Below are 25,987 nucleotides of genomic sequence, written 5' to 3' on the forward strand. Positions count from 1 at the left end.
CCCCCGCACTCTTACCGTGGCGCGTGACGGTAAACGAACGCTCAACGCGCACGCGGGGGCGTGCGGGGGCAGTGACGCGGCCGCCCGTTCACCTCGCGCCGCGGCCGGCCGCCCCGGCCCCGCGGTCCAGGTGTCCGCACCGGGACGCCGCGCTTCGACAGGGGCCCGCGACAGCGTGGCCCGGCTCTACGTGAAGGTGTAGCGCCAGGCCTGGTTGGACGCTCCCGTGCACGGCATGAGGCCGACCTCGCGCCGGTTCCCGTCAGGGCGGCCGATGTCTTCGAGGCACTTACCGCTCACCAGATGCCGAAGCACCACGACGTGGTCGTGCAGGGTGTCCATGCGCCACTGCTGCGCGAAGCTGTTGTTGCAGGTCCACTGCTGGACACCCGCGCCGTCGTACGTGCCGTCACGCGGTTCGACGCACTTGTACGAGCGGCGCGTGTACAACGCCGTGCCACCCGCGTCAGTCGAGCCGATCCCGAACACCTGGTTCTGCCCGTCCTTGCACTTGAACTGCTGCACGACCGCGGCCTCGTCATACGACTCGTCCCGCACATCAAGGCACTTCTCCGTCGCCAGGTTCTTGAAGCGCGCAGTCATCAACGCCTGCCCACCAGCAGGCGCGGCCTGCGCGACACCCTGATACGGGAATCGGACATTCCCCGTGGAACGCCACAGAGGCCGTCACGAGGGCGCGGCGTGGTGACCTGTCGTGGCCTCAGCATCCCGCCTCTACTGCACGCGAATCGAAGGGGCATGGCGAATGGGGAAGTTCACCGAGCGGGCGATGAAGCACACCGACTGCACTTCGTCGTGCAGCGCCTGCGCCTTCTCCGCCATCGAGGCATCGGCGACGGTCACCTCGGGACGCAGCGTGACCTCGGTGATCTGGCCTCCGCCACCGCTCGCGTCCATGGTCATGACTCCGTGCGCCCGGTCCTCGTAGTCGACCACGTTCACTCCGCCGACCGCGCACAGGTGGAGATACCAGAGCATGTGGCACTGAGCCACGGACGCCACAAGCAATTCCTCGGGGTTCCAGCGGGCCGGGTCGCCGCGAAAGGCCGGATCGGCGGAGGCGGCGATGGGAGGCTTTCCCGCCGCCAGGACTTCATGGGCGCGGCTGAAGGAACGGTAACTATCCGTTCCCGAGCCGTAGTTGCCGGTCCATTCGATCACCACGTCATAGCCGTGCGTCTCACTCATGCGGCCAGAATAGGGAGCGTCCAACCCCTTCGGCACCAGAGATACGAGCTGCCCCCAGGGACACGGGCGCCGACGAGCGCGCCGGGCACTGCGCCTCTCCGCCGGGCGCTTCGCCTCCCCTCGGAAGACGTCGATATGCCGTTCCGGACCGCAGCGCGCACCTTCCGAAGATCGTCCAGCGTGCTCGCGTAAGCCCGGACCGGAATACCCCGAACCGGGCACCTTGCCAGATATCTGGCGACCTACCCTCTTGTCCGGAAATGTGTTATTGCGTGTACTCTCTCAGAGGCAGTTCCGGTCCATGAGGGAACTGGGAGAAATGATGAAGAAGATCCTCGCCATAGCGTTCGTCACCGCACTGTTCGCCGCCGAAGGCGCCGGTATCGCCTGCGCGGCCCCCGCGGCGCCCGAGCCCCCGCCGAGTCGTGGCCTTGTCACCACGACGTTCCACTGTCCCGCCCCGCGCGGCACCTTCACGATCACGGCGGATCCGTGGGTGATGGGCCAGTACGAGCAGCATTACGGCGAGCAAGGCTGCACTTACACCTCGTAGTCATCGGGTCCGCCCCGCCGGCGTTCGTTCGTCGGATTCCCGGTCGCCGCCGGGCCCACCCGGCTGGTAGGCGGGGGCGCCGAGCGAGACGGCGCCACAGCGGACGCGACCTCTCGACCGGACCCAGCGTGGCCATGGCGCGACCCAAGCCCCGGCATCAGGACGACCGCGGCCGCTCCAGCCCCCGAAGGAGCAACTCCACCAATCTGCGCGGGTCATAGCGGGGGTCGCTGTCCCGGCCGATGCAGAGATTGCCGATGCCGCGCATCAACTCGTAGGCGTGCGTACCCGGCCGGATCTCGTCGGCGTCGACCGCGGCGTCCAGCAGCTGCGCGCAGACGGGTACCAAGCGGTCGAGGAAGTAGGCGTGCAGCGCGTCGAAGCCGCTGCTGTCCGACTGCATGGCGTTGGCGAGCCCGTGCTTCGTGACCAGGAAGTCAACGAAGAGGTCGACCCACTGACGGAGTGCCGCGAGCGGGGAGTCGGCGTCGGCCAGCAGGCTCGGGCCGGCCTCGGCGCAGGTGTCGACCTGGTGGCGGTAGACGGCGACGACGAGATCCGCCCGGGTCGGGAAGTGGCGGTAGATCGTCCCCATCCCGACGCCGGCTCTGGCCGCGATCGCACGGATCGGCGCATCGACGCCGGAGGTGACGAACACCGCGGCGGCGGCGTCGAGCAGGGTCTGCCGGTTGCGCAGCGCGTCGGCCCGCTTGCTGCGGGCGGCCCCCTCCCCGGACTGGCTCGTATTGGGCACCACGTTCCCCTTCTGCCGTCGTTGACGAAACGGAACAGCGCTCCGTATATTAATCGGAACAGCGCTCCGCTTTCAGTCTAGTCAAAGCCGGACGCTCCCGACCGCCTCGCCCACCGCCGGCCGTATGAGGCCGCCGTCCGAGGCTCTTGAAGGGAATTCGCTTCATGAGTGCATCGACGTACCCAGCCGACACCCTCAGCCTGCCCACTCCCGTCCTCTCGGTCAGTCCCGTGGTGCTGTCGGCTCCCGGCCGGGCCGTGGACCTGGAGGTGCGGGTCTCCGCCCCCGTGACCGGGAGCGACCTGCCGGTCATCCTCCTGTCGCACGGCCAGGGCCACTCGCACCACCTCTCCTCGCTGAACGGCTACGCGCCGCTCGCCAACTTCTGGGCGGCGCACGGCTTCGTCGTGCTCCAGCCCACCCATCTCAGCTCCTCGACACTGAGCCGGACCCTGGATCCGGATACCCCCGGCGCGCCCATGTACTGGCGCTCGCGGGCCGAGGACATGCAGCGCATTCTCGACCGGCTCGACGTGATCGAGGCCGCCGTCCCGCAGCTCCTCGGACGTCTGGACCCGAGCAGGGTCGCCGTGGTCGGGCACTCGATGGGCGGGCACACCGCGAGCCTGCTGCTGGGCGCCCGGCTCACCGATCCGCACGACGGAACGGAAGCCGACCTGGCCGATCCCCGGATCAAGGCGGGTGTGCTGCTGGCCGCGCCCGGCGCAGGCGGCGACGCCCTCACCGAGCCCGTGGCCGAGAGCCTGCCGTTCCTGCGGACCACGGACTTCTCCAAGATGCTGACGCCCGCGCTCGTGGTCGTCGGCGACCAGGACGCCTCTGCCCACCTGACGGTCCGCGGCCCGGCCTGGCACGCCGACCCGTACGCCCTCTCCCCGGGCCCCAAGTCCCTGCTCACCCTCTTCGGCGCCGAGCACGGGCTCGGCGGGATCTCGGGGTACGACGTCGCCGAGACCACGGACGGCAACCCGGAGCGCGTGGCCGCGGTCCAACGACTCACCTGGTCCTACCTCCGCACCCAGCTCTACCCCGGCGACCCCGCCTGGCAGTCGGCCTGTGACGCACTGACCACGGCCGCCGAACCGCTCGGCCGGGTCGAATCCAAGTAATCGCCGCACCCCATCGAGGCTCGGTTCACCGCCCCGCGCTGCCCCTTGTGGTCGGCAACGGCCATGCGCCACAAGGAGCAGGGCGGTGAACGTCGCCCGATGCGATACCGGCGGTACTAGAAGAACCCCAACTTCTTCGCCGAGTAGCTCACCAGCAAGTTCTTCGTCTGCTGGTAATGGTCCAGCATCATCTTGTGGGTTTCCCGGCCGATGCCGGATTGCTTGTAGCCGCCGAAGGCCGCGTGGGCCGGGTAGGCGTGGTAGCAGTTGGTCCATACGCGGCCGGCCTGGATGGCGCGGCCGGCGCGGTAGGCGGTGGAGCCGTCGCGGGTCCAGACGCCCGCGCCGAGGCCGTAGAGGGTGTCGTTGGCGATGCCGATGGCGTCGTCGAAGTCGGAGAACGGGGCCACGGCGACCACCGGGCCGAAGATCTCCTCCTGGAAGACCCGCATGCCGTTGTTGCCCTCGAAGATGGTCGGCCGGACGTAGTAGCCGCCCTCCAACTCGCCGCCCAGTTCGGCCCGGGAGCCGCCGGTCAGGATGCGGGCGCCTTCCTTCTGGCCGATGTCCAGGTAGGAGAGGATCTTCTCCAGCTGGTCGTTGGAGGCCTGGGCGCCGATCATGGTGTCGGTGTCCAGGGGGTGGCCCTGGACGATCTTCTCCGTGCGGGCCACTCCGGCCGCCAGGAAGTCGTCGTAGTGCCCGCGCTGGATCAGCGCCCGGGACGGGCAGGTGCACACCTCGCCCTGGTTGAGGGCGAACATGGTGAAGCCTTCCAGCGCCTTGTCCTGGAAGTCGTCGGCCGTCGACGAGACGTCGTCGAAGAAGATGTTGGGGCTCTTGCCGCCCAGTTCGAGCGTCACCGGCCGCAGGTGCTCGGACGCGTACTGCATGATCAGGCGGCCGGTGGTGGTCTCGCCGGTGAACGCGACCTTGGCGACCCGGGGGCTGGAGGCCAGCGGCTTGCCGGCCTCCGCGCCGAAGCCGTTGACGATGTTGACCACGCCCGGCGGCAGCAGATCGGCGATCAGGCTCATCCAGAAGTGCACCGAGACGGGGGTCTGTTCGGCCGGCTTGAGGACCACGGCGTTGCCGGCGGCCAGTGCCGGGGCGAGCTTCCAGGTCGCCATCAGGATCGGGAAGTTCCAGGGGATGATCTGGGCGACCACCCCTAGGGGCTCGTGGAAGTGGTAGGCGACGGTGTCCTCGTCGATCTCCGAGAGGGACCCCTCCTGGGCGCGGATCGCCCCCGCGAAGTAGCGGAAGTGGTCGATGGCGAGCGGAATGTCGGCCGCCAGGGTCTCCCGTACGGGTTTGCCGTTCTCCCAGCTCTCCGCGACCGCCAGCTTCTCCAGGTTCTGCTCCATCCGGTCGGCGATCTTGTGGAGGATGCCGGCGCGTTCGGCGGCGGAGGTGCGGCCCCAGCCGGGCGCGGCCGCGTGGGCGGCGTCCAGGGCGCGCTCGACGTCCTCGGCCGTGCCCCGCGCGACCTCGGTGAACGGCTGTCCGCTGACCGGCGTCGGATTCTCGAAGTACCGGCCCAGCGCCGGCGCGACGAACTCGCCGCCGATCCAGTGGTCGTAGCGGGGCAGATAGCTCATGACGGCGTCGGCGGAACCCGGGCTGGCGTAACGGGCCATGGGGCGGCCTCCCAATCGCTCTCGGCGCGGTGCCCGCCACTCCCGTGCGACGGGCGATGCGCGCAGGCTACGGCCGCGGAGGTTGCGGGAAGGTTGCGACGCGCGAGGGGGCGGGGGCGGGCGCCGTACCGGCCCGGGAGGCGCCCGTCAGGCCGTAGGCGGCGCGCAGCCGGTCGGCGGTGGCCATCGGCGCGGTGCGGGCGGGGGAGCGCTCCGGCAGGGCGTCCACCAGGGCCTCCCAGATCACCAGGTCGTCCTCGCCCCAGGGCGTGCGCGACCATTCGCGGAGCAGCGCGGGGTCGTGCGCGCCGAGGAGCGCGCACCGGGTGCGGTCCTCCAGGGCGCCGCGCAGCCGCTGGACGCCCGGTGCCTCCGACAGCGGCAGCAGCGGACCGCGGTAGGCGGCCAGCGCGGCGTGCGGATCGCCGGCCGCCAGCGCCTCCTCGACCGTGCGCACATCGGTCTCCACGGGCCGGCTGAGCCGGTACGGACGGGAGTGGAGCAGGGTGCCGACGAGCTGCCGCAGCCGGGACAGCTCGGCCCGCAGCGTCACCGGGCGCCGCTCGCGCTCGCCGTAGAGCAGCACCGAGAGCTGATCACCCGTGAGCCCCTCGGGGTGCCCGGCCAGCAGCACCATGATTTCGCTGTGCCGCCGCCCGAGCCGGCAGCGCTCACCGTCGACGACCAGCAGCGCCTCGTCCCGGCCGAGCGCCGACAGGCACACCCCCCACTCCGGTACGCCCGCGGCGAGATGGGCCTCCGCGGCGCGCGCGGTGGCCTGCACCAGGGCCAGGCTGTGCGGGCTCGCCAGATGGTCGCCGCCGGTGATGTCCACGGCGCCCAGCAGCCGCCCGGTACGCGGATCGTGCAGCGGGGCGGCGGCACACGTCCAGCGCTGCACCTGCCGGTTGTAGTGCTCGGCGGCGAAGATCTGCACGGCGTGATCGGCGGCGAGGGCGGTGCCCGGGGCGTTGGTGCCGGCATGCCGCTCGTCCCAGCGGGCGCCGACGACGAAGTTCATCCGCTCGGCGCTGCGCCGTACCCCGCGGTGCCCCTCCACCCACAGCAGCCGCCCCTGCGGATCGCAGACGGCCAGCAGATGGGCGCCGTCCTGCGCGAAGCTGCCCAGCAGCTCGCGGAAGACGGGCATGGCGCGGGCGAGCGGATGCCCGTCCCGGTAGGCGCCGAGCGCGGACTCGTCCAGCTCGATGGGTGCGGTGCCGTCCGCCGCGGCCCGGGCGTCGGCCGAGCGGCGCCAGGAGTCGGCGACCACTTGGCGTACCGGCGGTGCGACGGTCCCGTCGGCCAGGAAGGCCGCATGGGCCCGGCGCACCGTGCGGGTGCGCTCCACCGGGTCGGCACCGGCCTCCATCGCAAGCCAGGGGTTGACCACGTGACACCTCTTCGCTACGGCTCCGGCCCTTGGGGCGATGGTGCTCGTACCGGGCGGAGCCGTAAACCCCGCGGGGGCGCACGACGGGCTCCCGCGCCGCCCCATCGGGGGATTGCCATACGGCGAACGGGCGGGAGAGGCCGCCTCCCGCCCGTCCGCCGCGTTCCCGCGCTAGCTGATCGACTTGATCAGCTCGCCGTTCGCGGTGTCGCCGCTCAGTTCCCAGAAGAAGGTGCCGCCCAGCCCCTGTGCGTTCTTGAAGGCCATCTTGCTGCCGATGGTCTGCGGGGTGTCATAACTCCACCACTGGTCACCGCACTTGGCGTAGGCGGTGCCGCCCACCGTGCCGGTGGCCGGACAGCGGGTCTTGAGCACCTTGTAGTCCTCGATGCCGGCCTCGTACTTCCCCGGCGCCGCGCCGGTCGCCGTGCCGCCCGGCGCGGCCTGGGTGACGCCCGACCAGCCGCGGCCGTAGAAGCCGATGCCCAGCAGCAGCTTGCTCGCCGGCACGCCCAGGCCCTTGAGTTTGGTGAGGGTGTCGGTGGTGTTGAAGCCGGCCCTCGGGATCCCGCTGTACGCGGTGAGCGGGGAGTGCGGGGCGGTGGGGCCCTTGGCGTCCCAGGCGCCGAAGTAGTCGTAGGTCATCGGGTTGTACCAGTCGACGTACTGGGCCGCGCCCGCGTAGTCGGCGGCGTCCATCTTCCCGCCGGCCGAGGCGTCCGCGGTGATCGCGGCGGTCACCAGGGCGTTCGAGCCGAACTTCGAGCGCAGCGCCCGCATGACCCCGGTGAAGGCGTCCCGGCCGCTGGTGTCGCAGGTCAGGCCGCAGGCGTTGGGATACTCCCAGTCGATGTCGATGCCGTCGAAGACATCGGCCCAGCGCTTGTCCTCGACCAGGTCCCGGCAGGACTGGGCGAACGCGTCGGGATTCCGGGCGGCCTCGGCGAAGCCGCCCGACCAGGTCCAGCCGCCGAACGACCAGATCACCTTCAGGCCCGGGTGCAGCTTCTTGAGCTCGCGCAGCTGGTGGAAGTTGCCGCGCAGGGCGCCGTTGTCCCAGGTGTCGGCCGTGCCGTCGACGCTCTGATCGGCGGGGTACGCCTTGTCGTAGTCGGCGTAGGAGTCGCCGATGGCGCACTTGCCGCCCTGCACGTTGCCGAAGGCGTAGTTGATGTGGGTCAGCTTGGCCGCCGACCCCGATGTCTCGATGTTCTTGACGTGGTAATTGCGGTCGTAGACACCCCAGTTGGTGAAGTATCCGACGACCTTGTTCCCGGCGGCCTTGCTGCCTGCGGCCCTGTCTACGGCGGCGGGCGCCGCGGCGGCGGTGATGGCCGGGTGGTGCGCAGCGGGCGCGGTGCCGGTGGGGGCGGCGGAGGCGGGTCCGGCGAGCAGGGTGCCGGCCAGCGCCGCGGTGCACAGAGCGGTGGCGGCGGCGATCAGCCTGCGGGGGGTGCGTATCCGGTGCGGTCCGAGCATGTCGTGTCTCCTCGAGGGGCGAGGGATGGTGCCTGACCTGACCTGCGTTCCGAATTGGCATGAACGCGTAGAACGTTGCAGCAGAAGGTAGAAGGACTAGACCACTGCGTCAATGGTTCGGACCAATTTCCCGCCCGGTGGAGGCCGGGGCCTGATCTCCACGGTCCGTGATGATCAACCCGTGACGCGGGGCCGCCGATCGGGCATACTCCTAGCGCCACCGTCGCAGGTCATCGCCTTCCGAGACCCGGAAAGCGATCATCGGACCGGCATTATGGAAACCGGCGCCGCCGCCCACCCCGCGCAGCGTGCCGCCGCAGCGCCCGACAGGGAGGAGAGCGCCGCCATGACCGAGTACGGCCCCCAGCCGGTGGACCGCAGGTTGCCCACGGAGGAAGCCCGCGATCTGCTGACGCTCGTACGCGAGCTCGCCGAGCGCGAGATCAGGCCCACGGCGGGCGAGGAAGAGGAGGCCGGGCGCTTCCCGCGCGAGACCTTCACCCTGCTGTCCCGATCCGGTCTGCTCTCGCTCCCCTACGACGAGGAATTCGGCGGCGGCGGCCAGCCCTACGAGGTCTACCTCCAGGTCGTGGAGGAACTCGCCGCCGCCCGGCTCACCGTCGGCCTCGGCGTCAGCGTGCACACCCTCGCCTGCCACGCGCTCGCCGGATTCGGCACCAAGGAGCAGCGCGCCGAACACCTTCCGGACATGCTCGGCGGCGGCCTCCTCGGCGCGTACTGCCTCTCCGAGCCTTCCTCGGGCTCCGACGCCGCGTCCCTGACCACCCGGGCCACCCGTGACGGCGACGCCTGGACGCTGGAGGGCACCAAGGCCTGGACCACCCACGGCGGCGTGGCCGACTTCTACACCGTCCTGGCCCGCACCGGCGGCAGCGGCGCCCACGGCATCACCGCCTTCCTGGTACCCGGCGACGCCGAGGGCCTGAGTGCCGCCGCCCCCGAGCGCAAGATGGGCATGAAGGGCTCCCCGACGGCCCAGCTGCACTTCGACGCCGTCCGGATCCCCGACGCCCGCCGCCTCGGGGACGAGGGCCAGGGCTTCGCCATCGCGCTGTCCGCCCTGGACTCGGGGCGCCTGGGCATCGCGGCCTGCGCCGTCGGCGTCGCCCAGGCGGCGCTGGACGAGGCGCTCGCCTACACCGCCGAACGGCAGCAATTCGGCCGCCCGATCCTGGACTTCCAGGGCCTGCGGTTCATGCTCGCCGACATGGCCACCCAGATCGAGGCCGGCCGCGCGCTCTACCTCACCGCCGCCCGGCTGCGCGACGCCGGCCTGCCGTTCTCCAAGGAGGCGGCGATGGCCAAGCTGTTCTGCACGGACACCGCGATGCGGGTGACCACCGACGCCGTCCAGCTCCTCGGCGGCTACGGCTACACCCTCGACTTCCCGGCCGAACGCTATATGCGCGAGGCCAAGGTCCTGCAGATCGTCGAGGGCACCAACCAGATCCAGCGCATGGTCATCGCCCGCCATCTCGCGGGCCCCGAAACGCGCTGAGCGGCAGCGGTAGAGCGGGCCGGGGCGAGATGCCCCCGGCCCGCTCCGCCGCGTTCTGGTCCCCGGCTCTCCCCGCGACCGGCCGACGGCGGCGAGCCGTGCAAACGGCCCCTCGCCGCCCTGTAGGGGCCTGGCCGTCCGGCGGAAGCTGACGTACCGTCAACTCCCGCCGTAGGGGCGGCTCTTCCTGCGGCGCAACGCCGACCGCGCGCCCAGGAGGAGACCGTGCCCGACCGCCCGATCGCGCTCGACGAGTACCCGATCCACCAGGTCCCGCTGTCCATGCGGCATGTCGCCACCGGTGACCGCAACGCCTACGACCGCTGCATCTTCCACGTCATGGACCACTCCGGCCGCGCCCTGCTGATCGCCGGCCTCGGGGTCTATCCCAACACCGGTGTCATCGACGCCTACGCCACCCTCCGCCTCGGCGACCGGCTGCACGCCGTCCGCGCCTCCGACGCGCTCACCGACGACCGCATGGCCCTCACCGTCGGCCCGCTCACCGTCACCGTCGAGGAGCCCCTCAGCCGGCTGCGGCTGACCTGCGCCGCGGACCCCGGCGACCCGGACGGCCTGGCGTACGACCTGACCTGGCACGCGGCGTTCCCGGCCAGCTGGGAGCCGCACCACACCCAGTACCGCGGCGACCGGCTGACGCTCGAAGGTCGGCGGTTCGTCCAGGCCGGCACCTGTACCGGGCGCATCCGCGCCGCGGGTCGGGAACTCGCCGTCACGGCGGGGGAGTGGACCGGCACCCGTGACCGCAGCTGGGGCGTCCGCCCGATACCGGGCGAGGACGCCGGGCGGGCCGCCGAGGAGCTGCGGCCCGAGGGCTTCCACTGGCTCTGGTGCCCGGTGCGCTTCGACGACCGCTTCGTGATGGTCATCGTCCAGGAGGACGCCGACGGCCACCGCACCCTGAACGAGGCCGTCTCGGTCCGCCGCGACGGCGCCCACGACGTCCAACTCGGCTGGCCGCACACGGACATCACCTACCGCCCCGGCACCCGCCACCCCGAACGCGCAGTCCTCCACCTCACCGCCCCCGACCGCACGCCCCTCGACCTCACCGCCGAGATCCTCACCTACTCGCCCCTCGCGGTGGGCGCGGGCTACCCTCCCGCCGACGACTGGCAGCACGGCACCTGGCGCGGCCGCGGCTGGACCGACCGCCGCAGCTACGACCTCTCCGACCCGGCGGCCCACCCGCTCGCCGCCTACGGCGTCACCGACCACGCGGCCCGCTTCACCCTGGACGGCCGGACCGGGTACGGCATCTTCGAGCACGGCAGCTTCGGCCGCCACGACCCGAGCGGATTCACCGGTCTTGACTCCGTCGCGGGGGAGGACGGCCGATGACGGACCACCCGCGCCCCGGAGACCGCACAGCGGACGCCCGGCGCCCCCGCACCACCACCCGCGACCCCGAGCTGCTCGCCCGCCGCCTCACCGCCTGGCTCGGCACCCGGCTCCCCGGGGCCCGCGCCCACGGCGCGACCGTCCCGGACGCCAACGGGATGTCCAGCGAAACCCTGCTCTTCGACATCGACCACCCCGACCCGCCGGAGGCCGCCTGCGCGCTGCGGCTGGCCGCCGACCCCGCCGCGTACTGCGTCTTCCCCCGGTACGACATGGCGCGGCAGTACCGCACCATGCGGCTGGTCGCCGCCCGCACCGACGTCCCGGTGCCCCGCACCCTGTGGCTGGAGGAGGATCCGGCGCACCTCGGCGCCCCGTTCTTCGTCATGTCGCGCGCCGCCGGCCGCGTCCCGCCGGACGTCATGCCCTATACGTACGAGGGGAATTGGCTGCACGGCGCCACCGACGCCGAGCGCGACCGACTGGAAGCCGACAGCGTCGCGGTCCTCGCCCGGCTGCACGGGCAAGTCCCTCTCGCCGAGGCCGAGTTCCTCGCTATCCCTGGCACGGGAAGCGCCCTGAGCCGCCATGTCGAGGCCCAACGCGCCTACTACTCCTGGGTGGTGGACGGCCGCCCGCGCTCCCCGCTGATCGAGCGCGGCTTCGCCTGGCTCGCCGACCACTGGCCGCCGGATCCCGGTGAGACCGTACTGAGCTGGGGAGATGCCCGGATCGGCAATATCGTCTACGACGGCTTCGCGCCGGCCGCCGTCCTCGACTGGGAAATGGCCGCGCTGGGCCCCCGCGAACTCGACCTGGGCTGGATGGTCTACCTCCACCGCTTCTTCCAGGACCTGGCCGAGGGGAGCGGTCAGCCAGGACTGCCCGGCTTCCTGCGCCGGGACCGCGTCGAGAGCCGCTACGCCCGGCTCACCGGGCACCCGCCCCGTGACATGGAGTTCCACACCCTCTACGCGGCCCTGCGGCACGCCATCGTCATGCTGCGCGTGGCCTACCGCCGGATCCACTTCGGCGAGGCGCCGGCCCCGGCCGACGCCGATGCGCTGATCCTCCACCGGGACACCCTGGAGGCGATGCTCGCGGGCCGCTACTGGTGAGGCCGGAGCGCCCGTGCGCACGGGCGCGGAGCGGCCCTCAGCCGCGCGGACGCATCCGCGGCACCCGGGCCGGCCGGGTGCCGGGCCCGCCGACGTGCGAGAACGGCTGGCGGCGCCAGTCCAGGCCGGCCGGCAGGGTCAGCAGCACGGCCGCGTCCTGCTCCTGGGTGTCGAGGGCGTCCTCGGTCTCCGGGGCCTCGGACACCGCCCGGCCGGAGCCCTGGCACACCGTCAGGCCGAACGGGTTCCACGGCGAGGGGCACCGGGCGTGCTCCGGGAGGACGTCCTCGTCCGCCAGCAGCGCGATCGGCTGCCGGCAGTCGGGGCAGGTCACGCGGTAGATCTCATAGGTGTCGAACGGGTCGTCCACGCCACCGGTGCCGGGACTGTCGTCCTCCTGGGCGCCGGTGTTCGCGGCAGCGGAGTCCTGCTGAAGACGTCGCATGCTGTCCATCCCCCTCGGGTGGGCCGATCGGATCGCTGACTTCCTGTGACGGGCGGTCCTGGCCACCACCAGCAATTCCCTCCATGCCCCGCGCATAATCGCGGGCGTCCGGCGGACACCGGTTCACCCGTGTGGCATTGGTCACACAACCGGGCGCACGGGTGCTCACGAGCCGGCGCGCAGTGCGCATTCGCGCCCGCGCACAGTAGGTTGAACGGGTGGAGGAGTTGGACCGACAAATCGTGGATCTGCTCGTCAAGGACGGGCGGATGAGCTACACCGACCTGGGCAAGGCCACCGGCCTGTCCACCTCGGCGGTGCACCAGCGGGTGCGCCGCCTGGAACAGCGCGGTGTCATCCGGGGCTATGCCGCCATCGTGGACCCCGAAGCCGTGGGCCTGCCGCTCACCGCCTTCATCTCGGTCAAGCCCTTCGACCCCAGCGCGCCGGACGACATCGCCGACCGCCTCGCCGAGGTCCCCGAGCTGGAGGCCTGCCACAGCGTCGCCGGCGACGAGAACTACATCCTCAAGGTCCGGGTGGCCACCCCGCTGGAGCTGGAGCACCTGCTCACCCGCATCCGCACCCTGGCCGGCGTCTCCACCCGCACCACCGTCGTGCTCTCCACCCCCTACGAGGCCCGCCCGCCGCGCATCTGACCGTTGATCGCCCCCCGCGTGCGATCCGGTCCCGCGCAGGGGCCAAACTGTCCGGTATGAGCGCGCACGTTCCCGAACCGGCCCGGCAGCATCCCTCCCGCACCGTCCTGCTGCGCGGTGGCGAGGTGCACAGCCCCGCGGACCCCTTCGCCACCGCCATGGTCGTGGAGGGGGACCGCATCGCCTGGGTCGGCGAGGAGGGCGCGGCCGACTCCTTCGCCGACGGTGTCGACGAGGTCGTGCAGCTCGACGGCGCGCTGGTCACCCCGGCGTTCACGGACGCACATGTGCACACCACCTCGACCGGGCTGGCGCTCACCGGCCTCGACCTGTCCGGCGCCGGCGACCTGCCCGAGGCGCTGGCCCGGGTCCGCGCCTACGCCACCGCCCGCCCCGCCGACCGGGTCCTGCTCGGCCACGGCTGGGACGCCGCGCTCTGGCCGGCGGGCCGCGCGCCCTCCCGCGCGGAGCTGGACGAGGCCACCGGCGGCCGCCCGCTCTACCTCACCCGGGTCGACGTGCACTCCGCGGTCGTGACGACGGCGCTGCTGGACCTGGTCCCCGGCGTGCGCGAACGCACCGGATTCCACGCCGACGCCCCGCTGACCGGCGACGCCCACCACGCGGTGCGCAAGGCCGCGTACGCCACCCTCACCCCCGCCCAGCGCAGGGAGGCCCAGGCCGCCGCCCTGGCGCGGGCCGCCGCGCTCGGCATCGGCACCGTCCACGAGTGCGCGGGCCCGGACATCTCCGGCGAGGACGACTTCACCGGACTGCTCGCCCTCGCCCGGCAGGGGACCGGCCCGCGGGTGGTCGGCTACTGGGCCGAGACGGTCGCATCCGCAAAGGACGCGCAGCGGATCCGCGAACTCGGCGCGATCGGCGCCGCGGGCGACCTGTTCGCCGACGGGTCGCTGGGGTCGCACACCGCCCACCTCCACGCCCCGTACGCGGACGCCGCCCACACCGGCGTCGCCCAGCTGGCCGCCGAGGACATCGCCGCCCATGTCGCCGCCTGCACCGAGGCCGGACTCCAGGCCGGTTTCCACGCCATCGGCGACGCCGCGCTCAGCCACGTCGTCGACGGCGTACGGGCCGCCGCCGAGCGCGTCGGCCTGGACCGGATCCGGGCCGCCCGGCACCGCGTCGAACACGCCGAGATGCTCACCGAGCGCACCATCGCCGGCTTCGCCGAGCTGGCCCTGACCGCCTCCGTCCAGCCCGCCTTCGACGCGGCCTGGGGTGGTGCGGAGGGCATGTACGCCGCCCGCCTGGGCGCCGAGCGGGCCCGCACCCTCAACCCGTACGCCGCGCTGCTGAAGGCCGGTGTCCCGCTCGCCCTGGGGTCCGACAGCCCGGTCACCCCGCTCGACCCCTGGGGCACCGTGCGCGCCGCCGTCTTCCACCGCACCCGCAGCCACGGCATCTCCGCCCGCGCCGCGTTCACCGCCCACACCCGCGGCGGCTGGCGCGCCGTCGGCCGGGACGACGCCGGCGTCCTGGTGCCCGGCGCGCCCGCCGACTACGCGGTCTGGCGCACCGGCGAGCTGCTCGTCCAGGCGCCCGACGAACGGGTGGAACGCTGGTCGACCGACCCCCGCTCCGGCACCCCCGGCCTGCCCGATCTCACCCCCGGCAACGACCTCCCGGTGTGCCTGACCACGGTCGTCGGCGGGCGAACGGTCTTCGGGCCGCCGAACGAGTGACATCGCGCGGGCAGGTGCCGTCGCGGACCGTGCTTGCCGCTCCTTGGCTCTCCTGGGGCCGCTCGGGGCTGACCTGGGGCGACGCGAAACGACGCAGGCGGAGCACCTGTTGACAGCAGGCGGTCGGCGGCCGGTAGGTTCGGCCGAGTCCACCACAGGACGTCCGACCGGCAGACCTCCGCGCAGTCGTCGAACGCAGCTGGGCCATGGGGCGGCGTGCCACTGGGCACGCCACCACTGGGAGCCAGGTCCAGCACCAGCGGCACGGGGCGACGGAACGTCTGGCCCGATCGGCAGGTGCGACCCGGGTGGGGCCCGGACGCTCAGTAGACAACGGCTCTCGGTCGACCCGCAGCCAGCGGGTCCCAGGTCGGCCCGAAGGGCGCCGGGCCCCTATCCGCACCGCGCCGCGGCCCGCCCGCGGCCTCCCGCGGCGTTCTTCACCTTTCGTGCACCCCGCATCCGCAACCCCGCCCTTCCGATGTACGGTCAGCTCACCACCGCCACGACCTGCAGGAAGGCCCGCGACCGTGCCATCGGGTTCCGATACCACCGAAGAAGCCGTCAGCGGCACCTCGCCCGACGGCCCGGTGCCCCCCGACGGGCAGGGCGCCACCGCCCTGACCACGCGGCCCCGGCGCGCCCGTCGGCTGGCCGCGCTCGCCCGCCGTGAGGCGCCGCGCACCGGCCTCGCGGTGGTCTTCGGCCTGGCGCTCGCCCTCGCCTTCCCGCCGTACGACCTGTGGCCGCTGTCCCTGGTGGCCGTCGCCGCGCTGTCGCTGCTCACCCGCGGCCGCGGCACGCGCCAGGGGGCGTGGACCGGCTTCGTCTTCGGGCTCCCGTTCTTCCTGCTCCTGCTGAAGTGGCTGCATGTCGTCGGCTGGGACGCGGTGGTGGGTCTCTCGGTCGCCGAGGCGCTCTTCGTGGCGCTGCTGGGCGCCGGGCTCGCCGTCACCTCCCGGCTGCCGCTCTGGCCGCTGTGGACCGCCTGCCTGTGGGTCGCCGAGGAGTGGGCCCGCGACCGGCTCCCGTTCGGCGGCTTCCCCTGGGGCCGGCTGGCGTTCGCCCACACCGGCACGCCGTTCACCCCGCTCGCCGCGCTCGGCGGCGCCCCGCTGGTGACCTTCGCCGTCGCGCTGGCCGGCGCCCTGCTCGCCGCCTGCGCCGCCACGCTCTGGGGGCTGCGCGGCAACGGCGGCCTGCGCCGGGCCGTGCCGGCCTTCGAGGCGTTCGGGCTGGCCGCCGCCGTCACCCTGGCCGGTCTGGCCGTCCCCGTCCCCACGAAGGCCGACGACAGCGTGGACATCGCGGTCGTCCAGGGCAACGTCCAGCAGGCCGGCATGGACTTCCTGGGCCGCCCGATGAAGATCCTCGACAACCACGCCGCGGCCACCGAGAAGCTCGCCGCGGACGTCCGGGCCGGCCGGGTCAAGAAGCCGGACCTGGTCATCTGGCCGGAGAACTCCTCCGACCTCGACCCCTTCCAGTACCCGCAGGCCTACGACCGGATCGACCGGGCCGTGAAGTCCATCGGGGTGCCCGTCCTGGTCGGCGCCCTGGTCGACCACCCCTCCAAGGCGGGCTACGTCTTCAACGAGGGCATCGTCTGGGACCCGAAGAAGGGCCCGGGCGCCTCCTACACCAAGCAGCACCCGGTGCCGTTCGGCGAGTACGTCCCGTTCCGGGAGCAGCTCAGCAAGATCATCACGCGCTTCCAGCGGGTGCCCCGCGACTTCTACCCCGGCAACCACACCGGGGTGCTCCAGCTCGGCCCCGCCCGGCTCGGCGACGTCATCTGCTTCGAGGTCGCCTACGACGAGATCGTGCACGACACGGTCGACGCCGGCGCCCGCGCCCTGGTCATCCAGACCAACAACGCCACCTACGGCCGCACCGGTCAGCCCGAGCAGCAGCTGGCGATGTCCAAGCTGCGCGCCGTCGAACACGGCCGGGCCGTGGTCACCGCCGCCACCAGCGGCATCAGCGCGGTGGTCGCCCCGGACGGCACGGTTACCCACCAGATCCCCGAGTTCACCCGGGGCGTGGTCTCCGCGCGCATTCCGCTGCGTGACGAAACGACGCTCGCCGACCGCGTCGGTGCCGCTCCCGAGTGGCTGCTCGCTATCGTGGGCCTTCTGTCCTGTGCCGCCGCGGTGGTCAGCGGCAGGCGCGGGCGCACGAAGGACGAGAAGGGGCAGCAGTGACAGACGGTCAGCGGCAATACGGTCCGCTCGGCACCACGTTGGTGATCATTCCGACCTACAACGAGGCGGAGAACATCAAGCCGATCGTCTCGCGGGTGCGCGCGGCCGTCCCCGAGGCGCACGTCCTGGTCGCGGACGACAACAGCCCCGACGGCACCGGCAAGTTCGCCGACGAGCTGGCCGCCGACGACGCGCACGTCCACGTCCTGCACCGCAAGGGCAAGGACGGCCTCGGCGCCGCCTACCTCGCGGGCTTCCGGTGGGGCATCGAGCACGGCTACGGCGTGCTGGTCGAGATGGACGCCGACGGCTCGCACCAGCCCGAGGAGCTCCCGCGGCTGCTGACCGCCCTCAAGGGCGCCGACCTCGTCCTCGGCTCGCGCTGGGTGCCCGGTGGCCGCACCGTGAACTGGCCCAAGTACCGCCAGTTGATCTCCCGCGGCGGCAGCACGTACTCCCGGCTGGTGCTGGACCTGCCGCTGCACGACATCACCGGCGGCTTCCGGGCCTTCCGCGCGGAGGCGCTGACGGGTCTGGGCCTGGACGACGTGGCCTCGCAGGGCTACTGCTTCCAGGTCGACCTCGCCCGCCGCGCGGTGCAGGCCGGCTACCACGTCGTCGAGGTCCCGATCACCTTCGTCGAGCGGGAGCTGGGCGACAGCAAGATGAGCCGGGACATCGTCGTCGAGGCGCTGTGGCGGGTCACGGCCTGGGGCATCGGCTCGCGGGTGGACAAGATCCGCGGCCGCTGACGCCGCGCACCCCGAGCGGTTCTCGCGCCCCCGGACGGACCTTTGCCGGGGGCAGCGGCGCGGGCCAGGCACACTTGAGGCATGACGTCAGGAGCCACGCCCCCGCCGAATCCCCGCCCCTCCCGGCCCTCGCGCGCCCGCCGGTACGTGCCTTTGGGCGTCGCCGCCTGGATGGTGCTGGAGATCTGGCTGCTGACGGTGGTCGCCGAGGCCACCAGCGGGTGGACGGTGGCGCTGCTGCTGATCGCCGGGGTGCTGGTCGGCGGCTATGTGATCAAGCGGGCCGGCCGCCGTGCCTGGCAGCGGCTCGCCGAGAGCATGCAGGGCGGCGGCGACCCGGCGGCCCCCGGCGGCCGCGCCCCGTCCGGCAACGGCGCGTCGGGCAGCGGCAATACGCTCCCGATGGCGGGCGGACTGCTGCTGATGCTGCCGGGGCTGGCGTCCGACGCGCTGGGGCTGCTCTGCCTCTTCCCGCCGACCGGCAAGCTGATCCAGCGCCGCACCGAGAAGCTGCTGTCCCGCAGGAAGCGGCCCGCCGCGGGCTCGTTCGGTGACGCCTTCCAGCAGGCCAGGATGCACCGGCCGGACGGGAAGGTCGTCCAGGGCGAGGTCATCCGGGAGGACGGGCCGACGCCGCCGCGCCGCCAGGACCCGCCGCTGACCGGCTGAGCGCCCCCGCCGCACCCCCGGGCCCGCGCCCGGGGGAGTCCCGGACAGCGACAAGGGCCGGGTCACCGCGCAGTGCGGTGACCCGGCCCTTGGGTATTGCTCGGTGCAATCCCGCCGTCAGGCGGACTTGCGGTTGGTGTCGCGCGGATGCACGGCAATGTTCATGGTGCCGGAGCGCAGGACGGCCAGCCGTTCGGCCAGCACCTCCTCGAGCTCCTCGCGGGTGCGCCGCTCCATGAGCATGTCCCAGTGCGTACGCGCGGGCTTACCCTTCTTTTCCTCAGGGCCATCGCCATCCACCAGAAGCGAGGGTGCACCGCATACCTTGCACTCCCACTCCGGCGGAATCTCGGCCTCAACCGAGAACGGCATCTCGAATCGATGTCCGTTCTCGCATGCGTACTCCACCGCCTGGCGCGGGGCCAGGTCGATGCCGCGGTCGGTCTCGTAGCTGGTCACCACGAGTCGCGTGCCGCGGAGAGCTCGCTCACTCATGAATCGTGCCTCCCGGGCTTGTCGCCCACAGGACAGGTGTCGCTGTCGTCGTCATCCGGTCAACGTCCGGTCGGCGGTGAAGATTCCCGCATTCGGGAGATGCGCCCACCCGTCGCCCACCACCGCCCACTGATGGAGGCGCTGTGCGCCGCTGCCTTCCTTCGTGCCGCCCCTTGTTGTACCCACCATTGCCCGGTTTGTCACATCTGGCAGCAGATGTCACCCAGCGCCATATATGGTTGAGCGCGCAGTAACGGTCCGCCTGGTGAGCCAAAGGCGTACACTACCGCTCCGCAGCCCCTGGGCCTAAATCCGGTCAGGCACAGGATTTCCGGCCGCCGCGATCGCCCGGCCCACCGGCACCCTCGCCAGCAGGACAAAACCGATCAAAAAGAAGGCCACCAGGGACACGATGGCGTCCCGATAGCTCCCGGTGAGCTGGTAGGTCACCCCGAACACCAGCGGCCCCAGCCAGCTCACGCCCCGGTCGCTGATCTCGTACGCGGAGAAGTACTCCGCCTCCCTGCCGCGCGGCACCAGCTGCGAGAACAGCGAGCGCGACAGCGCCTGGCTGCCGCCCAGGACCAGGCCGATGCCGGCGGCCAGCGCGAAGAACCACACGGGTGCCCGGGCCGGCAGGACGTAGCCGGCCGCGACCGTCAGCGTCCAGGCGGCCAGCGAGGCCAGGATCGTCCGCTGCGCGCCGTACCGCCGGGCGAGCCGGCCCATCAGCAGGGCGCCGGCCGCCGCCAGCACCTGCACCAGCAGGACGGCGACGATCAGCGTGCTCTGGTCCAGCCCCAGTTCCTCCGAGCCGTACACCGACGCCTGGGTGATCACCGTCTGCACCCCGTCGTTGTAGACGAGATAGGCCAGCAGGAAGGAGAGGGTGAGCGGGTGGCGGCGCATCCCGCGCAAGGTCTCGGCCAGCTGCCGCCAGCCCTGGGCGAGCGAGGCGCCGCCCGCCGCACCGGGCGCCCCGGCGGCCGCCGTCCGGCGGTCGCGCAGCCGGCGCAGCGGGATCACGGAGAACACGCCCCACCACAGCCCCGCCGAGGCCAGGCAGATGCGGACCGCGGCGCCGGCGGAGAGGCCGAAGGAGTCGTGCGCGCCGTAGAGCGCCAGGTTGGCCAGCAGGACCAGCGCCCCGGCCGCGTAGCCGAAGGCCCAGCCCCGGGACGAGACCGCGTCCCGCTCCTCGGGGGTCGCGATCTGCGGCAGGAAGGAGTTGTAGAGCATCGTCGACACCACGAACGACACGTTCGCGAGGATCAGCAGCGCGCCGCCCAGCAGATAGCGGTCGCCGCCGAGGAAGAACATCCCCGCCGTCGCGGCCGCGCCCGTATACGCGCAGCACCCCAGCAGCGGCTTCTTCCGGCCGGTCCGGTCGGCCACGGCCCCGGCGAGCGGCATCGCCAATACGGACAGCAGCAGCGAGAGGGACACCGTGTACGGGTAGAAGGAGCCGGCGCGCACCGGGATGCCCAGCGGGTGCACCAGGCCGTGCGCGTCCGCCGCGGCCGTCGTCACCGAGGTCAGGTACGGCCCCAGGAAGACGGTCAGCACGGTCGTCGAATAGACGCTGTTGGCCCAGTCGTACCAGTACCAGCCGCGTTGCTCGCGGCGCCGGGCGGCCGCCTCGTCCACGGCCCCGCCCACGGCTTGTGTGCCCTCCACGCCCGCCCCCGTCATCCCGTCCCCCTTCACCGCGGCGGACCGCCGGCGGGGCCGCGGCGGGCGGACGCGCAGTTCCCGCGCGGGCCCGGCACCCCGTTCAGACCCAGCACCCGCGCTCGGTCAGTACCGTCCGCAGCGTCTCGATGTGGTCGGTCATGATGCCATCCACGCCCAGGTCGAGCAGGGCGGTCATCCGCTCCGCGTCATTGACCGTCCAGACATGCACCTGCATGCCCAGGGCGTGCGCGGCGCGCAGGAACAGCGGATCGACGACCGGGATGCCCCACTGCCGCTCGGGGACCTGGACGCACACCGCGCTGCGGCGCACCGCCGCGCCCAGCAGCCGGTCCAGCGGCAGCCGGCCGCGGCCGTAGGAGCGCAGCCGCAGGCCGGCCACGCCGCGGGTGCCCAGCGAGCTGGCCAGCGGGCGGCCGGCCAGCCGCTGCGCCCGGGCGACCCGGGCCTCCGAGAACGAGCCGACGCACACCCGGTCCCAGGCGCCGGTGCGGCGCAGCAGGCCGAGCAGCGGCTCCAGCGCGGACTCCGCCTTGAGGTCGACGTTCCAGCGCGCGTCGGGGAACTCCTCCAAAAGCTCCTCGAACAGCGGCAGCGGCTCCCGGCCGGCGACCCGGGCCCGGCGCACCGCCTGCCAGGGGAGCGAGGCGATGGCGCCCCGGGAGTCGGTGACGCGGTCGAGGGTGGCGTCGTGGAAGGCGACGAGGTGTCCGTCCGATGTGGTGTGCACATCGGTCTCCAGATAGCGGTAGCCGAGGGCGACCGCGCGCCGGAAGGCGGCGGCGGTGTTCTCCAGGCCGTCGGCCGCCCCGCCGCGGTGGGCGAAGGGCAGCGGCGCGGGGTGGTCGAGATAGGCGTGGCGGGGGCGTATCGCTGAGGTCACTCGGGCAGTATCGCGCGCTCGGGTGACGTCCTTGAGCGGGCCACCACCGGGGACGGCTCCCCGGGCAGGCCGCTGATCGCGAAGCGGCGGAGGAAGAACTGCGCCAGCGGCCCGATGGCCAGCGCGTAGACCACCGTGCCGACCCCGAGGGACCCGCCGAGCAGAAAGCCGACCGCGAGCACCGTGATCTCGATGCAGGTCCGCACCAGCCGCACCGGGCGGCCGGTGCGCTGATGCAGCCCGGTCATCAGGCCGTCGCGCGGTCCCGCGCCGTAGCGGGCCGAGATGTAGAGGCCGGTCGCGGCGCCGTTGAGGACGACGGCGAACGCCAGGAGCGGGATGCGCGCCCCCAACGCCGACAGCTCCGGCGTCACGGCCAGCGTCGCGTCCATCACCAGCCCGAGGATCACCACGTTGGACACCGTGCCCAGCCCGGGGCGCTGCCGCAGCGGGATCCACAGCAGCAGGATCAGCACGCCGGACACGATGGTGACGGTGCCGATCGACAGCCCCGTATGCCGGGATATGCCCTGGTTCAGTACGCTCCATGGCTCCAGGCCCAGGTCCGCGCGGACCATCAGTCCCATGCTCACGCCGTACAGCGGCAGCCCCGTGTACAGCTGGACGAGGCGGCGCGTCACCGGCGCCCTCCCCGGACCGGACCCTCTGGGCGTGGACATGACTTTTCCCCCTCCTGGCAGGATTGGACCGACGCATGACACCATGTGGCGTGTCCGGGCTCGGGAAGTAGAGCCAATTCGGGGAAGGTGGACTGATCTTCGTGGCTCAGTGGACTTCAGCGGTAGGCGCGCCCCAACTCGCCCGGCTGCTCCGGTCGCAGGACCCGTGCGACACGCAACTCGCGGCCGGCGGGCGCCGGTTGCCCGCCTACCGCAGCCTCGCCGACCGGGTGCGCCTGCTCGTACTGGAAGGCCGGATACCGGTCGCCGCCCGGCTGCCCGCCGAGCGCGAGCTGGCCGCGGCCTTCGGCGTCAGCCGCACCACCGTCGCCGCCGCCTACGAGGCGCTGCGGGCCGAGGGCTTCCTGGAGTCCCGGCGCGGCTCGGGCAGTTGGACGGCCGTCCCGGCGGGCAACCCGCTGCCCACCCGGGGCCTGGAACCGCTGCCCCCGGAGGCCGCCGGATCCATGATCGACCTCGGCTGTGCCGCCCTCCCGGCCCCCGAGCCCTGGCTCACCCGCGCCGTCCAGGGCGCGATGGCCGACCTCCCGCTCTACGCCCACACCCACGGCGACTACCCGGCCGGCCTGCCGGTCCTGCGCCAGGCCCTCGCCGACCGCTACACCGCCCGCGGCATCCCCACCATGCCCGAACAGATCATGGTGACCACGGGCGCGATGGGCGCGGTGGCCGCGATCTGCCGGCTGTGTACGAGCCCCGGCGAGCGGGTGGCCGTCGACTCCCCGTCGTACGCCAACATCCTCCAGCTGATGCGGGACGCCGGCGCCCGGCTCGTCCCGGTCGCCCTCGGTGAGCGGCTGGCCGGCTGGGACCTGCCCGTCTGGCGTCAGGTGATGCGCGACGCCGCGCCCCGGATGGCCTATGTCGTCGCCGACTTCCACAACCCCACCGGCACCCTCGCCACCGACGACCAGCGCCGCCGCCTGGTCGACGCCGCCAAGTCGGCCGGCACGCTGCTCGTCGTCGACGAGACCATGACCGAACTCCAGCTGGACGAGGACCCCGAGCCGCCGCGCCCGGTCTGCTCCTTCGACCCCGCGGGCAGCGCGGTGATCACCGTCGGCTCGGCGAGCAAGGCGTTCTGGGCCGGGATGCGGATCGGCTGGGTGCGGGCCGCGCCCGATGTCATCCGCAGTCTGGTCGCCGCCCGCGCCTACTCCGACCTGGGCTCACCCGTCCTCGAACAGCTCGCCATCGCCTCGCTCCTGAAGGGCGGCGGCTGGGAGCAGGCCGTCGAGATCCGTCGTGCGCAGGCCCGGGAGAACCGCGACGCGATCGTCGGGGCCCTCCAACGGCACCTGCCCGACTGGGAGTTCAGCGTGCCGCGGGGCGGGCTCACGCTCTGGGCGCGGACCGGCGGACTCTCCGGTTCCAGGATCGCCGAGGCGGGGGAGCGGCTCGGGGTGCGGGTGCCCTCCGGTCCACGGTTCGGTGTCGACGGGGCCTTCGAGGGCTTCGTACGCCTGCCGTTCACGGTCAGCGGGGCCGTCGCGGACGAGGCCGCGGTCCGGCTGGCCGGCGCCGCGCGACTGGTCGCGACGGGTGCGCCGCTGGGCACCGAGGCCCGGCACGCCTTCGTGGCCTGACCGCCGGGCCCCTCCGGGCCTTCGCCGGGCGATCCTCAGCTCTCCGCCCGGGACGCGTCCGCCGACCCGTTGACCACCCGGGGCTCGCCGCCCTTGCCGTGGGCCGCGCGCACGGCCGCGCCGACCGGTTCGCCGGCACCCCCGCTCTCCCCGTCCCGCGGCGTCCCCTCGGCCCCGGCGGTCCCGCCCGCCGACTCCGCACCGGCGCCGCCCGCGGACGTGCGGGGGTCCACCTTGCGGAAGTCCACCGGCTTGCGGCCCGCTCCCACCGTGCGGTCGCCGCCCGCCGGGCGGACGTCCTCGGACCGCTTGCCGCCCGCCGGCTCGGCCGGGCCCGCCCCATCGGCCGGAACCGTCCGCTCCGGCAGCAGCGCCAGGACGGCCTCCCGGTGCGCCTGGCCGGTGGCATCGTCGAGCGGGTCGGGGGTGGCCGGCACCTGGAGCCGCAGCACGGCGGCGGTGCCCAGGCGTGCGTAGCCGCGCCCCGGCGGCACCTGCGCGACCGGAGTGGTGTGCGGCGGCGCCCCGAGCACCGCCTGCACCTCCTCCGCCGTGGCCGGGCCGAGCACCACCCGGGCCTTGGTGTGCGCCCGCACCGGCTCGCTCAGCAGCTCGGCGCTCTCGAAGTGCTCGGCCACGACCACCGTGACCTGGGCGGCCCGGCCGTGCCGCAGCGGCACCTGGAGCCACTGCTGCGGATCGTCCCGGCCCTCCGCGGCCGCGATATGGGTCAGCGCGGTGGGACGGTCCGCGATGATCCACAGCGGCCGGCGGGTGTCCTCCGGCGCGGGCCGGCCGGCCTGCCGGGCCCGGTTCGCCGCGACCAGCCGCCGCTCGGTCTCGTGGGCGGCCCACTCCAGCGTCGCCAGCGCCCCCGCCAGCCCGCTCTCCACTCCCAGCACACCGCGCCGCCCGGTCAGACACCCGTACTCGCCGGCGCCGCCGCCGTCGATGACCAGCACATCGCCGTGCGCCAACGCCTGGAGCGCGAGCGAGCGCAGCAACGTGGTGCCGCCCGTCCCCGGCTGCCCCAGGGCGAGCAGATGCGGTTCGGTGGAGCGCGGCCCGGTACGCCAGACGACCGGCGGCGCGTCCCGGATCTCCTCGCCGGCGGTGACCGGCAGGGTCCGCTGGACGAAGTCCGGGTCGGTGAACCCGAGCACCAGCTCGCCCGGCGAGGTGACGAAGCGCTGGGCGGCGATATCGGTGGGCAGCGGGCCCAGGGCGGTCAGGGTGAGCTGATTGGCCAGCTCGTCCCAGGCGAAGTGGTACTCCCGGCCGCGGCCGGCCTTGGCGTACAGCACCTGCTCGATGCGGGTCCGGGCCCCGTCCTCGCCGTCGGTGAAGTACGCCGGGTACTTCAGCTGGAGCCGTTCGAGCCGCCCGCCGTCGTCGAAGGCGTACTCGGGGAAGGCCCGCTCCCAGTCGCCGTCGGGCGCGTAGAGGGGACTGGGGTCACCGTCCACGCAGAGGTACGGCACCAGCGCCTCGTACAGTGCCCGCAGCCGCTCGGTCGCGGCCTCGCCGGGGCCGGTCTCGACGGGCGTGCGCTCCCGCCCCGCCCAGGCGCCCGCGGCCATCAGCGTGATCACGGCGAGCAGCGGCCCGTACGGCACCAGGCACAGGACCAACACGCACGCCCCGATGAAGAAGGCCGTCGGGCCGCGGTGCTCCCGCGGCGTGGCGACCCAGCGCCCGCGCCCGGCCGCGCCCAGCCGGCGCAGCCCGCGGGCGATGACGATCAGCGGGTGGAACACGTCGGAGGCGCTCTCGGCGGCGGTGCGCGCCAGTTCGCGGCTGCGGGCGAGCGAGGCGCTGTTGGCCATGCGGGTCAGGGGCTGGCCGCTGGTCAGGATGCGGGGCAGGGGGCGCCGGGCCACGTCTTCTCCTGTTGCTCGTGCGGTGGTCGTCGGGGGCTCGGCGTGGGCGGCGAGCCGGGGAACGTGCGGCACGCGGGGCCGCCCGGACGGGAGCGGGCGCGGCCCGTCCGGGCGGGGACCGGTGGGTGGCGCCGGACGGGGACTCCGGGCGGGAATCC

Annotated in this window: 23 protein-coding genes; 11 read left to right on the plus strand and 12 right to left on the minus strand. The window is 73.1% G+C overall.

Features of this window, described 5'->3' with window-relative positions; translation table 11 throughout:
* Positions 1-186 precede the first annotated feature (186 nt).
* Positions 187-603: an RICIN domain-containing protein gene (locus IEY78_RS03575; protein WP_189096033.1), complete on the minus strand. Its 417-nt coding sequence runs from the start codon at positions 601-603 to the stop codon at positions 187-189.
* A 132-nt stretch (positions 604-735) separates the two neighbouring features.
* A complete protein-coding gene (locus IEY78_RS03580) occupies positions 736-1,209 on the minus strand; it encodes an OsmC family protein (protein ID WP_189096034.1) in 474 nt (157 codons plus the stop codon).
* Positions 1,210-1,528: 319 nt separating this feature from the next.
* On the opposite strand from IEY78_RS03580, the gene IEY78_RS03585 reads away from it, so the two are divergent.
* The gene (locus IEY78_RS03585; RefSeq protein ID WP_189096035.1) at positions 1,529-1,762 is read left to right on the plus strand and encodes a hypothetical protein; all 234 of its coding nucleotides are present in this window, start codon (positions 1,529-1,531) and stop codon (positions 1,760-1,762) included.
* 157 nt (positions 1,763-1,919) lie between these two features.
* Here IEY78_RS03585 and IEY78_RS03590 read toward each other — a convergent pair whose 3' ends face one another.
* Positions 1,920-2,516: a TetR/AcrR family transcriptional regulator gene (locus IEY78_RS03590; protein ID WP_189096036.1), complete on the minus strand. Its 597-nt coding sequence runs from the start codon at positions 2,514-2,516 to the stop codon at positions 1,920-1,922.
* A 164-nt stretch (positions 2,517-2,680) separates the two neighbouring features.
* On the opposite strand from IEY78_RS03590, the gene IEY78_RS03595 reads away from it, so the two are divergent.
* Entirely contained in the window at positions 2,681-3,646 is a 966-nt protein-coding gene (locus IEY78_RS03595) for an alpha/beta hydrolase family protein (protein ID WP_189096037.1), read from the plus strand.
* Positions 3,647-3,762: 116 nt separating this feature from the next.
* On the opposite strand, the gene adh is transcribed toward IEY78_RS03595, so the two are convergent.
* From adh to IEY78_RS03610, 3 genes are all read right to left on the minus strand, one after another.
* Positions 3,763-5,286: an aldehyde dehydrogenase gene (gene adh / locus IEY78_RS03600; protein WP_189096038.1), complete on the minus strand. Its 1,524-nt coding sequence runs from the start codon at positions 5,284-5,286 to the stop codon at positions 3,763-3,765.
* 67 nt (positions 5,287-5,353) lie between these two features.
* Positions 5,354-6,679, minus strand: coding sequence for a GAF domain-containing protein (locus IEY78_RS03605; protein ID WP_189096039.1), 1,326 nt, complete (start codon positions 6,677-6,679; stop codon positions 5,354-5,356).
* A gap of 171 nt (positions 6,680-6,850) precedes the next feature.
* A complete protein-coding gene (locus tag IEY78_RS03610) occupies positions 6,851-8,158 on the minus strand; it encodes a glycoside hydrolase family 18 protein (protein ID WP_189096040.1) in 1,308 nt (435 codons plus the stop codon).
* Positions 8,159-8,504: 346 nt separating this feature from the next.
* On the opposite strand from IEY78_RS03610, the gene IEY78_RS03615 reads away from it, so the two are divergent.
* The 3 genes from IEY78_RS03615 to IEY78_RS03625 all read left to right on the plus strand — a co-directional run bounded on the left by IEY78_RS03615 (position 8,505) and on the right by IEY78_RS03625 (position 12,157).
* Positions 8,505-9,677 carry an acyl-CoA dehydrogenase family protein gene (locus IEY78_RS03615; RefSeq protein ID WP_189096041.1) on the plus strand — a complete coding sequence of 391 codons (1,173 nt, stop codon included), beginning with the start codon at positions 8,505-8,507 and terminating at the stop codon, positions 9,675-9,677.
* Between the two features lie 225 nt (positions 9,678-9,902).
* Positions 9,903-11,039 (plus strand): Rv3169 family protein, encoded by a 1,137-nt coding sequence (locus IEY78_RS03620; protein ID WP_189096042.1) that lies wholly within the window; start codon positions 9,903-9,905, stop codon positions 11,037-11,039.
* A complete protein-coding gene (locus IEY78_RS03625) occupies positions 11,036-12,157 on the plus strand; it encodes a phosphotransferase family protein (protein ID WP_189096043.1) in 1,122 nt (373 codons plus the stop codon). The genes IEY78_RS03620 and IEY78_RS03625 overlap by 4 nt, the downstream gene beginning before the upstream one ends.
* A 37-nt stretch (positions 12,158-12,194) precedes the next feature.
* On the opposite strand, the gene IEY78_RS03630 is transcribed toward IEY78_RS03625, so the two are convergent.
* Entirely contained in the window at positions 12,195-12,611 is a 417-nt protein-coding gene (locus IEY78_RS03630; protein ID WP_189096044.1) for a hypothetical protein, read from the minus strand.
* Between the two features lie 209 nt (positions 12,612-12,820).
* Here IEY78_RS03630 and IEY78_RS03635 point away from each other — a divergent pair, with 209 nt between their 5' ends.
* The 5 genes from IEY78_RS03635 (at position 12,821) to fxsA (ending at position 18,592) form a co-directional block, all read left to right on the plus strand.
* The gene (locus IEY78_RS03635) at positions 12,821-13,261 is read left to right on the plus strand and encodes an Lrp/AsnC family transcriptional regulator (protein WP_026170119.1); all 441 of its coding nucleotides are present in this window, start codon (positions 12,821-12,823) and stop codon (positions 13,259-13,261) included.
* 56 nt (positions 13,262-13,317) lie between these two features.
* Positions 13,318-14,967 carry an amidohydrolase gene (locus IEY78_RS03640; RefSeq protein ID WP_189096045.1) on the plus strand — a complete coding sequence of 550 codons (1,650 nt, stop codon included), beginning with the start codon at positions 13,318-13,320 and terminating at the stop codon, positions 14,965-14,967.
* A 530-nt stretch (positions 14,968-15,497) separates the two neighbouring features.
* Entirely contained in the window at positions 15,498-17,171 is a 1,674-nt protein-coding gene (gene lnt / locus IEY78_RS03645; protein ID WP_189096046.1) for an apolipoprotein N-acyltransferase, read from the plus strand.
* Positions 17,168-17,923 (plus strand): polyprenol monophosphomannose synthase, encoded by a 756-nt coding sequence (locus tag IEY78_RS03650; RefSeq protein ID WP_189096047.1) that lies wholly within the window; start codon positions 17,168-17,170, stop codon positions 17,921-17,923. The genes lnt and IEY78_RS03650 overlap by 4 nt, the downstream gene beginning before the upstream one ends.
* An 81-nt stretch (positions 17,924-18,004) precedes the next feature.
* Positions 18,005-18,592, plus strand: a complete 588-nt coding sequence (gene fxsA, locus IEY78_RS03655) for an FxsA family membrane protein (protein WP_189096048.1) — start codon at positions 18,005-18,007, stop codon at positions 18,590-18,592.
* A gap of 117 nt (positions 18,593-18,709) precedes the next feature.
* Here fxsA and IEY78_RS03660 read toward each other — a convergent pair whose 3' ends face one another.
* The 4 genes from IEY78_RS03660 to yczE form a co-directional block, all read right to left on the minus strand.
* The gene (locus IEY78_RS03660) at positions 18,710-19,087 is read right to left on the minus strand and encodes an RNA polymerase-binding protein RbpA (protein WP_100605284.1); all 378 of its coding nucleotides are present in this window, start codon (positions 19,085-19,087) and stop codon (positions 18,710-18,712) included.
* 306 nt (positions 19,088-19,393) lie between these two features.
* On the minus strand, positions 19,394-20,779 hold the full coding sequence (locus IEY78_RS03665) for an MFS transporter (RefSeq protein ID WP_189096049.1): 1,386 nt from the start codon (positions 20,777-20,779) through the stop codon (positions 19,394-19,396).
* An 82-nt stretch (positions 20,780-20,861) separates the two neighbouring features.
* Positions 20,862-21,650, minus strand: coding sequence for a glycerophosphodiester phosphodiesterase family protein (locus IEY78_RS03670; protein ID WP_189096199.1), 789 nt, complete (start codon positions 21,648-21,650; stop codon positions 20,862-20,864).
* Positions 21,651-21,658: 8 nt separating this feature from the next.
* Entirely contained in the window at positions 21,659-22,342 is a 684-nt protein-coding gene (gene yczE / locus IEY78_RS03675) for a membrane protein YczE (protein ID WP_189096050.1), read from the minus strand.
* 101 nt (positions 22,343-22,443) lie between these two features.
* Here yczE and IEY78_RS03680 point away from each other — a divergent pair, with 101 nt between their 5' ends.
* Positions 22,444-23,949, plus strand: coding sequence for an SCO1417 family PLP biosynthesis transcription factor (locus IEY78_RS03680; protein ID WP_189096051.1), 1,506 nt, complete (start codon positions 22,444-22,446; stop codon positions 23,947-23,949).
* A gap of 35 nt (positions 23,950-23,984) precedes the next feature.
* On the opposite strand, the gene IEY78_RS03685 is transcribed toward IEY78_RS03680, so the two are convergent.
* Positions 23,985-25,829: a hypothetical protein gene (locus tag IEY78_RS03685; RefSeq protein WP_189096052.1), complete on the minus strand. Its 1,845-nt coding sequence runs from the start codon at positions 25,827-25,829 to the stop codon at positions 23,985-23,987.
* Positions 25,830-25,987: the final 158 nt, after the last annotated feature.

Origin of the sequence: Streptomyces kronopolitis, assembly GCF_014646275.1 — a bacterium.
In the GTDB taxonomy this organism is placed as follows: domain Bacteria; phylum Actinomycetota; class Actinomycetes; order Streptomycetales; family Streptomycetaceae; genus Streptomyces; species Streptomyces kronopolitis.

Bases quoted from the DNA above. Each gene is read 5' to 3' on its own strand.
- IEY78_RS03665 (WP_189096049.1), bottom strand. From the start codon at position 20,779: ATGACGGGGGCGGGCGTGGAGGGCACACAAGCCGTGGGCGGGGCCGTG.
- yczE (WP_189096050.1), bottom strand. From the start codon at position 22,342: ATGTCCACGCCCAGAGGGTCCGGTCCGGGGAGGGCGCCGGTGACGCGC.
- IEY78_RS03625 (WP_189096043.1), top strand. From the start codon at position 11,036: ATGACGGACCACCCGCGCCCCGGAGACCGCACAGCGGACGCCCGGCGC.
- IEY78_RS03595 (WP_189096037.1), top strand. From the start codon at position 2,681: ATGAGTGCATCGACGTACCCAGCCGACACCCTCAGCCTGCCCACTCCC.
- IEY78_RS03615 (WP_189096041.1), top strand. From the start codon at position 8,505: ATGACCGAGTACGGCCCCCAGCCGGTGGACCGCAGGTTGCCCACGGAG.
- adh (WP_189096038.1), bottom strand. From the start codon at position 5,286: ATGGCCCGTTACGCCAGCCCGGGTTCCGCCGACGCCGTCATGAGCTAT.
- IEY78_RS03580 (WP_189096034.1), bottom strand. From the start codon at position 1,209: ATGAGTGAGACGCACGGCTATGACGTGGTGATCGAATGGACCGGCAAC.
- fxsA (WP_189096048.1), top strand. From the start codon at position 18,005: ATGACGTCAGGAGCCACGCCCCCGCCGAATCCCCGCCCCTCCCGGCCC.
- IEY78_RS03630 (WP_189096044.1), bottom strand. From the start codon at position 12,611: ATGGACAGCATGCGACGTCTTCAGCAGGACTCCGCTGCCGCGAACACC.
- IEY78_RS03610 (WP_189096040.1), bottom strand. From the start codon at position 8,158: ATGCTCGGACCGCACCGGATACGCACCCCCCGCAGGCTGATCGCCGCC.
- IEY78_RS03640 (WP_189096045.1), top strand. From the start codon at position 13,318: ATGAGCGCGCACGTTCCCGAACCGGCCCGGCAGCATCCCTCCCGCACC.
- IEY78_RS03575 (WP_189096033.1), bottom strand. From the start codon at position 603: ATGACTGCGCGCTTCAAGAACCTGGCGACGGAGAAGTGCCTTGATGTG.
- IEY78_RS03585 (WP_189096035.1), top strand. From the start codon at position 1,529: ATGATGAAGAAGATCCTCGCCATAGCGTTCGTCACCGCACTGTTCGCC.
- IEY78_RS03660 (WP_100605284.1), bottom strand. From the start codon at position 19,087: ATGAGTGAGCGAGCTCTCCGCGGCACGCGACTCGTGGTGACCAGCTAC.